The sequence below is a fragment of the Anaeromicropila populeti genome (assembly GCF_900112775.1).
GTDB classification, from domain to species: Bacteria; Bacillota; Clostridia; order Lachnospirales; family Lachnospiraceae; genus Anaeromicropila_A; species Anaeromicropila_A populeti.
Genome location: NZ_FOYZ01000029.1, coordinates 1 through 11,833, shown reverse-complemented (window position 1 = coordinate 11,833; position 11,833 = coordinate 1). Strand labels below are relative to the sequence as shown.

The following is an 11,833-nucleotide window of genomic DNA, read 5'->3' as shown; positions in this document are numbered from 1 at the left end:
TTTTCATACAGACAGAGGAAACGAGTTTAAAAATAAAATAATTGATGAGGTTCTAAATGCCTTTAAAATCAAACGTTCCTTAAGCCAAAAAGGGTGTCCATATGATAATGCAGTTGCAGAAGCAGGGTATAAGATTATAAAGACAGAATTTGCATTTAAAAGAGTTTTTAGCAGTTTAGAGGAACTGAAAAGAGAATTAAGTGATTATGTAAAGTGGTATAACAATAAACGTATTCATGGAGCCTTAAATTATATGACTCCAGTAGAATATCGTTTATCTAAAATGACCGAATAAAAATTGTATAAAAAAGTGTTGACAATCCACCCATATCAAGCAGTACTGCTGACACCGGATGAGATTCGATATAACTGATAGCATACTTTTGGTAATCATGTGGATTGTACTGCATCTAAAACCCCTCCAATCTGACTCTCGTCGTCTAGTACAAAAACTAAAAAGCCTAATGCCCTAAGCAATTTGTGCCTTGCCATCTGTAATGGGCGCGGGCGCTTGCCAGGGGCCTTTACTTCTACAAAGGCAATAATCCCACCAGGCATTAGAAGGATTCTATCCGGCATACCATCAAAGCCCGGAGATACAAACTTCACAGCCAGCCCGCCACGCTTTTTCACTTCTAAAGTTAACTTCTTTTCTATTTCTTTTTCTCTCATCGCTTTATCTCCATCAAAATTGGTGACGGTCTGTGAAGGTCTACCCATAAACCTCTTATATAAAGAATTTTTATAAATTTTTCTCTAATGCGAAGTTCTATATATGACCGTAACTGACCGTCACCATATTAGGTCAGTGCTACTCGGTGCAACTCAACTTAGAAACTCTTCCTCTTTTAAGCGCACGCCATATATGAAGCTACCTGTTTTGGTCTTTTTGCGTTCAAACCCAGCAGTCTCCAAAGCAGTATAGAAATCTGTTGTGCTTCTTGTATACTCACCGTTGCGCCCGCAATGGGCACGGTATTCCTGATAAAACTCACCGGATTTTTGCTGGTATGTCTTATCCACCTCGCAACAATCCTCCAAAAAGGAAGCAAGCCAGTCATTGTTTTCTCTGTACGCTTCAATGGCCTCCTGAACACATGCTGGAACACTGAAATGGTAGTTAGCCTCAATAGCTTTCTTTGCACCTTCGATGATCCAGCTCATGATGTACGAGCCTGCATTCTTAACAAGGTAGTCGGCGTAGTTTTTGATGTCACTTTTATTCTCAATTCTTGCATTAAACGGAATGACGATAAGACGTCTCCAGGTACCATCATCATTGGCACCGACTCTCGGAAGATGGTTCGTATAAAGCACCAGTGTATGAGATGGTTCAAACTTGAACGGGTCCTTATACTTTTTCTCCGCTTCGATTTCATCAGTAGAGCTAAGCTGTTTCACAATTGATGTGTTCAGGCGCATGCCCTCTTCAAGCTCGGAAGCAATGATGAGGCGTTTGCCCTTAAGCTCTGCCATTTCAGGTTTTACGTTTCTGCGACAACCAACTGTAAGTGTATCTGCTGAGATAGCACCACTGTAGGAGCCGAGCACCCTTGAGATACTGTTCCAGAAGGTAGACTTGCCATTGCGGCCTCCGCCATAGGCAATGATGATAGCTTCGAGGTAAACTTTACCGATTGCAGAAAGGCCAACAATCTGTTGAACGTAATCAATCAGCTTTTGGTCATTACAAAAAAAGGTGTTCAAAGCATCTAACCAAATTTGCTCACCCTTATCTCCCGGAGAAGCTGTTGTTTGCTTTGTAATATAATCCGCTGCCTCTGGAGCACGACCACCGGCCAGACCCTTGCGAAGGTCAAACGTAACACCCGGTGTATTAAGTAGGAACTCATCCTTATCTAAGTCGCTCACCTTGATTTCCAGCATTGGCTTTGCAGCCTGCAATGCTGATATGACATATTTCATATCCCTGCGCTTCATTACAAAAGTTCTGTAAGCAATAGCCGACTGATACTTTTTAAATGCCTTTAATGGATCTCCTGAAAGTGAAGCTTCATACTTTTTGCCACCAGCAAGAATATCTTCTTCCTTTTTACCCAAAGCAACTAAGGCATTAAGGGCGCTTTCCACCTCACCGAGGGCATCTTGAAGCTGTAAATCGAGGAACTCTTCCATTGCACCTACTGACTGCTGCCGTGATTCCATCCAATACTCACCGTTAAAACGAAGATAATCTGTGGCATCGGTGTAGCAGAGCTCATTGCCATATTCACGAGTAAGCACCTTTGCCTGGCCAATATCAGAAAAGTCCGAGGGTCTCAGCGAGTCAAAGTCAGAATTGTAGTCATCTGGAGGAACATACCCCTCCTGACCTTGCACCTTCCTTGCAAACTTGATAGCACTATTCCAGATAGCTGTAAGTTCTTCGTTATCCATAGGAGGATCACATTTCTTAGCCTCTTCCAGAAAAATCTCATGGGCCTTATCTGTGCTGCCGTATCTCTTTACAACGCGGCCAGCAAAACGAGACAAAGTATTGTTGCGTTGACCTTCAGGTATTGAATTGCTACGACCTGTATTTGTAGGTGCAGGAACATTCTCCAGCAATTCATCAATCGTGAGCCAACCTTCATGCCAGATAACTTCTCCGGTATCAGCACCATAGATAAAACGCGCTGCATCCAGAGCGTTATCATCAAAGAACGGGAACTGAGCATGGATAGCCTTTTTAATAGCCACATATCCTTCCGCATCTGTTAGCTCTTCTATAGAAAAGTAAACATGGAACTTGGGCCTTGCTGCTTTTCCATCCTTAGAAAGCATATTGTGACGGCTGGGAGCAATCGCATATGAAATATCCATTAAAATTTCATCCAATGCCTCTGGCGTTATCCACTCATCCGGATTTTCAGTGTGATCATTATCGCAATCCATGACGATGACATCAGACTTTAAGAAATTGTCTGCACTGCGATAGTTGTTCTTGTACTCCGCGCAAACGTGGTCTAGCTTTGCAGCTTCTTTTAATTCTTCAGCCGAGGTTATAACTCTTTTATTTGGATAGAGGCAATTTTTCTGATTGCCGGTGCAATTTGCAGTACAAATTGTTAGTTGCATGTTTCAACCTCCTCCATGTCCTCGGTAAAATAACGAATGGTCATGCGGCGCTTCTTTGCCTTATCAATTTCCATCTGCATGCCCTTCGTGATGTTTTCACCAAACACCCACAACTCATTGCATTTGCCTAAGAAGACTATATCCATGAAAAGTGCAAGCTCACGTTCCGCAGGATCATCATCCGAAAGATACATAGGAAAAAGTAGGTGTGGTGCAAAGGCGATAGCATTTCTTTCGATAACAGCGAATCGGCTATAAACCTTGGCTCTTTCAGTGTTTCTTTCTACATCACCCGCATAAGGTGAGCAGATATACACGAGCGGTTTGAAGACCTTGTCTTCCTTTTTGATGTTTGTCAGCGCCTCGTATGCGGTAGGGTCGGGATAGCCTTCACTGTTTTTCTTATCCACTCCGCCAGTACCATATTTACATCTCATCTGTTCGTTCATAAGCGAACCTCCTTATTAAGATTCGAGCGGCATAAAAGTCCCTCTACCAGTCCCAGGACAGAAAGCACCGCTTTGAACGAACTTTTGAAAATAAATTTTTCCTTCCTTATATAAGCGACAGTAGACTTAAAAAATCTGCTGTCTTTTTTCGTTCATTTCCGCTTTAAGTGTCCTGGGATTAGTGAAGGACATGAAAAATGTGTGGCCTGAAAAAATCACAAAAGATTTTTCGTACAAACCACACAAAACTGTCCTGGGACTATTAGAGAGGGAGCACTCCTCTCGGAAAGGGAGGTAACACAAATGCAGACACAGACGAATGTAGAGGCTTCAAAAGATCAGCAGTTTGATGAAGAACTTGCTGACACCCTCACAGCCATAAGCGTTGTATCCAAGAGACTGGCTCAGAAAATCAAAGCCTTGTCTGCAAAGGAACAAGAAAAGAAGGAAGGAGGTACTCCAAATGAGCAAGATGAGTGAACTTAGTCAGGTTCTCTCTGAACTTAAGGACTGCGGCAAAACCCTCATTAACATTGCAGACTCACTTACAGAAATTTTCTCAAGTACAGGTGACGAGCCCGAAAGTGTTATGGAAGAACCCGTGATACCGACAGAGGAACCGAAACCAGAGTATTCGTTCTTAGATGTTCGCAAGAAGTTTGCAGAAATGTCCAGAGCCGGATACACAGAAGCGCTTAAAGGACTTCTGAAAAAATACGGTGCGGAGAAGCTCTCCAGCGTAGACCCGTCACAGTATGCCGCATTACTTGCGGATGCGGAGGCAATTAAATGAGCATAAAACATGCACTACTATCTGCTTCATCCGCACACAAGTGGATTGCTTGCCCACCATCGGCGCTACTTAGTAAGAAGTTTGAAGATGCGTCCAGCAGCTTTGCACAGGAAGGCACTGATGCCCATGCACTTGCGCAGTACAAGCTTGAAAAATTACTGGGACTTGATACAAAGAACCCGACTGAATCTTTAAGCTTCTACGATGAGGAAATGAACAGCCACGCTGAATACTATGCCGCTTTTGTACTTGAACAGCTTGAGAAAGCAAAAGAAACCTGTGCTGATCCTCAGATACTTATTGAGCAGAAACTCGATTTCTCGAAATATGTCCCGGAAGGCTATGGCCATGTTGACTGTCTGATTATCGCAGACGGCACTCTTACCGTAATTGACTACAAATACGGACTTGGAATCAAGGTATCCGCGGAAAGAAATCCACAAATGTTCTGCTATGCACTTGGAGGCTTGGCTCTTTTCGATGGCATTTACGACATCGACAATATCCACCTGGTCATCTATCAGCCGCGTAGAGAAAACATTAGCGAATACATCATCTCTAAGAGTGAATTAATCAAGTGGGCTGAGGAAGTATTGGCTCCTACTGCACAGCTTGCTATCAAAGGTGAGGGCGAATACAAGGCTGGCGAGCACTGCCAGTTCTGTAAGGCCAAAGCAACCTGCAGGAAGCGTGCTGAATACAATCTGGAGCTCGCAAAATATGACTTTGAGGTGCCTGCCACTCTCGATAACGATGAGATCGCAGCTATCCTGACCAAAGCAGACGAGCTGGTATCTTGGGCCAATGATGTCAAGGAATATGCTCTGAAGGAAGCTCTGAACGGTACCAAGTTTGAAGGCTTTAAGTTAGTCACCGGTCGTTCCAACAGAAAATACACCGACGAAGCTGCAGTAGCTGATGTCGTTATTGCAGCCGGTAAAGACCCATATGAGAAGAAACTGCTCGGCATTACCGCCATGACAGCACTTCTCGGTAAGAAGACATTTGAAGATATTCTCGGTGGTCTAACCTTTAAGCCGCCTGGAAAACCGGTCCTTGTTACCGCTGATGACAAGAGACCTGAATTCAACTCAGCATTTGAAGATTTTGATGAAAATTAAGGAGGAAATAAATCATGACAAAGACAGTTAATCTGTTGAAAGTAGTTACTGGCCCTGATACCCGTTGGAGCTATGTGAATGCATGGGAGCCTAAATCCATAAATGGTGGCACCCCTAAGTACAGTGTATCTCTCATTATCCCTAAGTCCGACACGAAGACCATCGCTAAGATTAAAGCTGCAATAGAAGCGGCTTACCACGAAGGAGAAGGCAAGCTCAAAGGCAATGGTCGTACAGTACCGCCTCTTTCAACCCTTAAGACTCCTCTTCGCGATGGCGATGTAGAACGTCCTGATGATCCCACTTACGCAAACGCCTACTTTATGAATGCCAACAACAGCTCTGCACCTGGCATCGTAGATGCAGACCGTCAGCCTATCATCGAGCGCTCTGAGATTTATTCCGGTGTTTACGGTCGTGCCAGTGTAAATTTCTACGCATTCAACACCAATGGAAATAAGGGTATCGCTTGTTCCCTTAATAACCTTCAGAAAATCCGTGATGGTGAACATCTTGGCGGTAAGTCAAACGCTGAAGACGACTTCGCTACTGAGGATGATGAAGACTTCCTTTCCTAAACGGCAACTGACAATATGGGTGGTAGGAAAACCTGCCACCTTAGACAATCAAAGAAATGAGGTAAATCACATGGAAACTATTCTTGTTATTGAACTTATTGCTTTATACGGCGTGTTTATCATCGGAGCCCTATTCTGGGTCGTAACTGAAATTAATGACGCCATCAAAAAGCACAAGAGAGAAAAAGCAAAGAAAAACTTTGATCCACTTGATAAGTTTTAATTGCTTGGGCGGTGGCACTCCTGCTGCCGCCCTTATTCTTTTGAAAGGAGGATGTTATGGAAGATATAAAAATACTTTCTATTGATCTTGAAACTTACTCAGATGTGGACCTTGGTAAGTGTGGCGTCTATCGCTATGCAGAATCTCCGAGCTTTGAAGTCCTCCTGTTGGGCTACGCAATTAATGGCGGTGAGGTTCACGTTATTGACCTGGTCTTAGGTGAGAAAGTCCCAGAAGAGGTATTAAATGCATTAGTCGATGATAATATAACTAAATGGGCCTTTAACGCCTCCTTCGAACGTGTCTGTTTATCCTATTGGCTTCGTAAACATTACCCGGATAAGTTCTGTAGCTACAGCACCCCGGAGGACACTGTTGGAAGTTACCTTGATCCATCCTCTTGGCGTTGCAGCATGATATGGTCAGCTTATATGGGCTTACCGCTTTCACTTGAAGGTGTAGGTACAGTTCTTAAGCTCGGAGAACAGAAGCTAAAAGAAGGCAAAGACCTCATCAAATATTTCTGTGTTCCTTGCAAACCCACCAAAGTAAACGGTGGCCGCACACGTAACCTGCCTGAACATGATATGGCCAAGTGGTCCCTATTTAAAAAATATAATATCCGAGATGTTGAGGTCGAACAGGCAGTTAAGAAGAGACTAGAAAGCTATCCCGTACCTGAGTTTGTATGGGATGAATACCATCTGGATCAAGAGATTAATGACAGAGGCATCTTGCTTGATATGGGCGTCGTTAAAAATGCCATCATCTTCGATGAGAAATCCAAAGAGGAACTCACTGCTGCAATGAAGGAACTAACCAATCTTGATAATCCAAACAGCGTCATGCAGGTAAAACAGTGGCTTTCTGATAATGGTGTTGAGACCGAGTCGCTTGCTAAAAAGAATGTCGCAGCTCTTATAAAGACTGCACCGGAGGATCAGCATGACGCACTTCTACTTCGCCAGCAACTTGCAAAAAGCAGTGTTAAAAAATATCAGGCCATGCAGAATACTGTCTGTTTAGATGGCAGGGCTCGCGGCATGTTTCAATATTATGGCGCTTCACGCTCTGGTCGCTGGGCAGGCAGGCATATACAATTGCAGAACCTTCCTCAGAACCATATCCCTGATTTGGAAGATGCGCGTTCCCTTGTAAAGCTCGGAGATTATGATGCAGTAAAACTTCTTTATGAGGATGTGCCGGATACACTCTCTCAGCTTATCCGAACCTCTTTTATTCCAAGGTCAGGATACAAATTTATTGTGTGCGACTTCAGTGCTATCGAGGCTAGGGTTCTGTCCTTCTTAGCTGGGGAGCAATGGAGATTAGATGTATTTGAAAACAATGGTGATATCTACTGTGCTTCTGCTTCTGCTATGTTCCATGTACCAGTTGAAAAGCATGGTGTTAATAGCTACCTTCGTCAAAAAGGGAAAATCGCAGAATTGGCACTTGGATATGGCGGCAGTGTTGGAGCACTTAAGGCTATGGGTGCGTTGGAAATGGGCCTTACTGAAGAAGAATTGCAGCCGCTGGTTGATTCTTGGAGAGCATCAAACCCGAAGATTACAAAGCTGTGGTGGGATGTTGACAGAAATGTTAAAGAGGCAGTTCGTTTAAGAACACATACTAAAACACATGGCATTAATTTCTACTACCAGAAGGGTATGCTTTTTATTGAGCTTCCTTCCGGCAGGAGACTTTCCTATGTAAAACCTAAGATCGAACAGAACCAGTTCGGTGGTGAGTCTGTCACCTACGAAGGAACCGGCAACACTAAGAAGTGGGAACGCATAGAAAGTTACGGGCCGAAGTTTACGGAAAATGTTGTCCAGGCAATCAGCCGGGATATCCTGGCCTACGCTATGAAAACACTCAGCCATTGCTTAATCTGTGGTCATGTCCATGACGAGCTAATTATTGAGTGCAGCATAGATGTCTCCCTTAAAGCAGTTTGTGAGAAGATGGGACGAACGCCACCTTGGATAAAAGGTTTGGCTCTTAGGGCCGATGGCTATGAGACAATGTTTTATAAGAAAGATTAAAACAGAAAGGCGGTACTGACTTTTACATCAGTACCGTCTATTCTTTTACGTTTTAGATATAGTTTTCCAGACGCTCTCTTAAAGATGCCATCAACTTTTTAAGCTGGTACTCAAAACTTGACTGCGGAATTGACATAATTCTAGCAATTTCTCGCTTCGAACAGCCTTCCATAAGTAGTTTGCAGATACGATGACTATTGGGGTCTAGTTCTTCGAGAGCCTTAAAAAGCTCTTCAAGAAGCACCTTTTCTGCAACAATCTCTGCAACATCCTGTGTGCGGTCCTCAACGCTGTATCCAGCTTCTTCGAGTCCGTCTAGTGAAAGGACGTTACCTTCCTTAGTACGACTGCATTTGGAGCAATCTTCTGTGCATCTTTTCAGGCCGCCCTTGCCGTCACTAACCTGACAGAGTTTCTGCCGATCATTACGCTTGTGTTCAGCCCAGATCGGACGTTTGTAGGCTCTGTACACCTCTTCGGTTACCGTTACCTCTTGGCCATCGATGGTGAGGTAGTACTGCTTAGTTTCTTGATTGACTGTGTTTAACATTTTTTGTCCTTCCCGCCTTGGACTGCATTGGCGGCAAAGGATACAAAAATTGGTCTGTGCAGAAGTACACAGACCCTTTTGTCCTGAAAATGAGCGCAATAAGGGGAGGGTACTTCTATTGCACCGCCACAGTCCTTACGGACTGGTGCGAGACAATATGTATCCTTTGCCTTATTGCAAATCAGGCATTGAAATATTTTTTTTGTAATTTCATTTTATAATTTCTAGCTTTTTTGCCCGTTGAATAAAGTTCAACATCAAAAAGCCTTAATAACGGACAATCTTTATTTCTTAACTTTGAAAATCCACTAATTTTGCAAGATCACTTTCATGCAAATAGTGTTTTTGAGACAAAAAAATAAGGAACAGTACATATTTTCATATGCACTGTTCCTTATTTAAAAATAAAAGTTGCTTTTATAACTAACAACAAATAAATATCTGATGAACTAAGTTCATCAAAAAATTTCAAAAAAAATTTAGACCGGACATACAATTGTTATCGCCGGGATATAATTGACCCAAATCGTCGGTGAAAATTGACCCACTCAAAAATAACGGCTACCATAATCAAAAAGAGATTGTGGAGTGATGCCGATGCTAAGGAGTGGGATAATACTCATGATACGTGAAAAGGCACAACACGGGAAAAGCGCCTATGCCATCGGGATGGAGCTTGGCATCTCCAAGAATACCGCCCGTAAATACATAGAGCGACAAGGAGCACCGCCACCAAAAATTGACCGTTTTTCAAAGCTGGATAGCTTCAAGCCAATGCTACACGAGCTAATGAGTGAAGGGATATTTAACTGCGTTGTACTTCTGGAAAGGCTTAAGGACGCCGGTTATGAGGGTGGGATTACAATCCTCAAAGAATACGTACATCCTTTCCGACCAGCTAAATCGCTACCGGCAACCAGACGTTTTGAGACGCCAAGTGGCAAACAAGCACAGATGGACTGGGGTATATGCCAATATACCGACAGCAGTGGTATCCTTCACAAGGTCCCGGCTTTTGTGATGATACTCGGAACTTCCCGCGTCAAGTATGTAGAGTTTACCAGCCGATGCGATCTAAAAAGCTTGCAGCGCTGTATGGTAAACGCCTTCTCATACTTTGGCGGTGTACCAAAGGAAGTCCTGACAGACAACATGAAAACTGTTGTCGTGGGACGTCAGGCGGGAAAACCGTTGTGGAACACACGATTTGAAGATTTTGCGGCGGATATTGGTTTTACCCCAAAGGTGTGTCGGATTCGTTCTCCACAGACAAAAGGAAAGGTAGAACGGCTTGTCTATTACGTAAAAGACAATTTCCTGCCAGGACGGAAGTTTGAAGATCTCTCCGACCTGAATCTTCAGGCGTTGGATTGGTGCAGAATGGTAGATGAAAAACCGCACGGCACCACAGGAAAGATTCCTCTGCAGGAACTCATCCACGAAGGATTACAAACACTGCCATCACAACCGGTATTGGATAAATACCGCTGGGAAAGTCGAATTGTGACACGTGACGGGATGGTGAGCTTTGACGGTGTCCGTTACGGTGTGCCCTGGCAGTACAGCGGAAAAGAGGTTCAAGTGCGCTTGTGCTCCGGCTTTCTTGAAATCTACTACGGTGAAGTCTTGCTGGCTAAACACAAGATACAATATCGTTCTGGGAGCATCATCTATCTCCAGGGTCAGTACGAGGGACTCGCTGAGCGAAAAGGAATTGCTACGCCCTATCCCTGCGCCCAGCAGCGGAATAGTGCTGTTGAGATACGCGAACTAAGTATTTATGATCAGCTGTTGGGAGGTGTCTCCCATGGTTGAGTTGGAGCATACTCGAGAACTATTGGGCGGCCTCGGGCTTGGTACTGCCGCCGAGCTTCTAGATGCACAGATAGAACGTTCTTTACATGATAAACATACATATATCCGGTTCCTTAGTGAACTGTTAATCTTGGAACAGAACGAACGTAGCCGTCGGAGCGAAGAGACAAGAATTAAGATGTCGCGGCTACCACATAGAAAAGGGTTGGATGAATTCGACTTTAGCTTTCAGCCCAGTATTGATAAACGCCAAATTGATGAGCTGGCAACCCTATCATTTGCGGCCAGAGCTGAAAATGTTGTTTTGCTAGGACCGCCTGGCGTCGGAAAAACACATCTCGCTGTCGGTATAGCCATGACAGCGCTGAAGTCCGGACTGACGGTCTACTACACCAGCCTAGCTCGGCTCATTGAAGATTTGAAGCTGTCATCACAGCAAAACCGTTTGGAGAAACGTTGGCGGGTGTATCTGCGACCAGCAATCCTAATCATCGACGAAGTCGGTTACATGCAGCTTAATCGGCAGGAAGCCGAACTCCTGTTCCGACTTATTTCGGAACGTTACGAACACGGTAGCATCATTCTTACCAGCAACAAGTTCTTCAGTGATTGGGGCGAATTGCTAAGTGATACTGTGATCGCGACAGCATTACTGGACAGGCTGCTACATCATTCTCATGTAATCAATATTCGAGGACAAACATATCGTCTTAAAGACCGCCTGAAATCCGGTGTTCAGGTTACGCCGCCGGCGAACATTCCGGCGGTAGGGTGACCGGCGATTTGGGTCATTTTTTTCCGGCGTTTTCGGTCAAATTGATTCCGGCGTTGACACAATCCGGTCTAAACTGAATAGGTTATAATAAATTATACAAATCATATTCGGTCATGATATAATGAGAAAAATGGAGGATAACTATCATGGCAGGAAAAGTAAAAAATTACACCGATGATTTTAAAAAGCAAATAGTCGCATTAAGGCAAAATGGTAAACCAGCAGCAGAAATAGCTAGAGAATATCAACTGGCTAAATCAACAGTAGTGAAATGGACAAATGACTATGGTAATACAGGTTCTTTTAAGGCTAAAGATAACAGAACTGACGAAGAAAATGAGTTGATTCGCCTTCGTAAAGAAAATAAACAGTTATTAATGGAGAATGATATTTTAAAGCAAGC

The 11,833-nt window shown here is 43.8% G+C and carries 15 protein-coding genes; 10 read left to right on the top strand and 5 right to left on the bottom strand.

Annotated elements, in window-relative coordinates:
- Window positions 1–295 (top strand): IS3 family transposase (locus BM305_RS18440; protein ID WP_143099224.1); only part of this gene is annotated, 295 nt, incomplete at its 5' end.
- Here BM305_RS18440 and BM305_RS19690 read toward each other — a convergent pair.
- The 4 genes from BM305_RS19690 to BM305_RS18425 all read right to left on the bottom strand — a co-directional run bounded on the left by BM305_RS19690 (window position 279) and on the right by BM305_RS18425 (window position 3,527).
- Window positions 279–410, bottom strand: a complete 132-nt coding sequence (locus tag BM305_RS19690) for a hypothetical protein (protein ID WP_272481973.1) — start codon at window positions 408–410, stop codon at window positions 279–281. The two genes, BM305_RS18440 and BM305_RS19690, sit on opposite strands and share 17 nt — an antisense overlap.
- Window positions 391–672: a VRR-NUC domain-containing protein gene (locus tag BM305_RS18435; RefSeq protein ID WP_092564410.1), complete on the bottom strand. Its 282-nt coding sequence runs from the start codon at window positions 670–672 to the stop codon at window positions 391–393. The genes BM305_RS19690 and BM305_RS18435 overlap by 20 nt, the downstream gene beginning before the upstream one ends.
- A 153-nt stretch (window positions 673–825) precedes the next feature.
- Complete coding sequence (locus tag BM305_RS18430) at window positions 826–3,078, bottom strand: phage/plasmid primase, P4 family (protein WP_092564406.1); 2,253 nt, start codon at window positions 3,076–3,078, stop codon at window positions 826–828.
- On the bottom strand, window positions 3,069–3,527 hold the full coding sequence (locus tag BM305_RS18425; protein WP_242940594.1) for a DUF7768 domain-containing protein: 459 nt from the start codon (window positions 3,525–3,527) through the stop codon (window positions 3,069–3,071). The genes BM305_RS18430 and BM305_RS18425 overlap by 10 nt, the downstream gene beginning before the upstream one ends.
- A gap of 303 nt (window positions 3,528–3,830) precedes the next feature.
- Here BM305_RS18425 and BM305_RS19290 point away from each other — a divergent pair, with 303 nt between their 5' ends.
- The 6 genes from BM305_RS19290 (at window position 3,831) to BM305_RS18400 (ending at window position 8,290) form a co-directional block, all read left to right on the top strand.
- Window positions 3,831–4,007, top strand: coding sequence for a hypothetical protein (locus tag BM305_RS19290; RefSeq protein WP_177214809.1), 177 nt, complete (start codon window positions 3,831–3,833; stop codon window positions 4,005–4,007).
- Entirely contained in the window at window positions 3,991–4,320 is a 330-nt protein-coding gene (locus BM305_RS18420; RefSeq protein ID WP_092564404.1) for a hypothetical protein, read from the top strand. The genes BM305_RS19290 and BM305_RS18420 overlap by 17 nt, the downstream gene beginning before the upstream one ends.
- Window positions 4,317–5,441, top strand: coding sequence for a DUF2800 domain-containing protein (locus BM305_RS18415; protein ID WP_092564402.1), 1,125 nt, complete (start codon window positions 4,317–4,319; stop codon window positions 5,439–5,441). The genes BM305_RS18420 and BM305_RS18415 overlap by 4 nt, the downstream gene beginning before the upstream one ends.
- Window positions 5,442–5,455: 14 nt before the next feature.
- Window positions 5,456–6,019 carry a DUF2815 family protein gene (locus BM305_RS18410; protein WP_092564400.1) on the top strand — a complete coding sequence of 188 codons (564 nt, stop codon included), beginning with the start codon at window positions 5,456–5,458 and terminating at the stop codon, window positions 6,017–6,019.
- A gap of 70 nt (window positions 6,020–6,089) precedes the next feature.
- Entirely contained in the window at window positions 6,090–6,242 is a 153-nt protein-coding gene (locus tag BM305_RS19285) for a hypothetical protein (RefSeq protein ID WP_177214808.1), read from the top strand.
- Between the two features lie 56 nt (window positions 6,243–6,298).
- Complete coding sequence (locus tag BM305_RS18400; RefSeq protein ID WP_092564396.1) at window positions 6,299–8,290, top strand: DNA polymerase; 1,992 nt, start codon at window positions 6,299–6,301, stop codon at window positions 8,288–8,290.
- 52 nt (window positions 8,291–8,342) lie between these two features.
- On the opposite strand, the gene BM305_RS18395 is transcribed toward BM305_RS18400, so the two are convergent.
- A complete protein-coding gene (locus tag BM305_RS18395) occupies window positions 8,343–8,840 on the bottom strand; it encodes an RNA polymerase sigma factor (protein WP_092564394.1) in 498 nt (165 codons plus the stop codon).
- Window positions 8,841–9,437: 597 nt separating this feature from the next.
- On the opposite strand from BM305_RS18395, the gene istA reads away from it, so the two are divergent.
- The 3 genes from istA to BM305_RS18380 form a co-directional block, all read left to right on the top strand.
- Complete coding sequence (gene istA, locus BM305_RS18390; RefSeq protein ID WP_092564392.1) at window positions 9,438–10,655, top strand: IS21 family transposase; 1,218 nt, start codon at window positions 9,438–9,440, stop codon at window positions 10,653–10,655.
- Window positions 10,648–11,430 carry an IS21-like element helper ATPase IstB gene (istB, locus tag BM305_RS18385; protein ID WP_092564390.1) on the top strand — a complete coding sequence of 261 codons (783 nt, stop codon included), beginning with the start codon at window positions 10,648–10,650 and terminating at the stop codon, window positions 11,428–11,430. The genes istA and istB overlap by 8 nt, the downstream gene beginning before the upstream one ends.
- Window positions 11,431–11,576: 146 nt before the next feature.
- Window positions 11,577–11,833 (top strand): transposase (locus tag BM305_RS18380; RefSeq protein WP_143099223.1); only part of this gene is annotated, 257 nt, incomplete at its 3' end.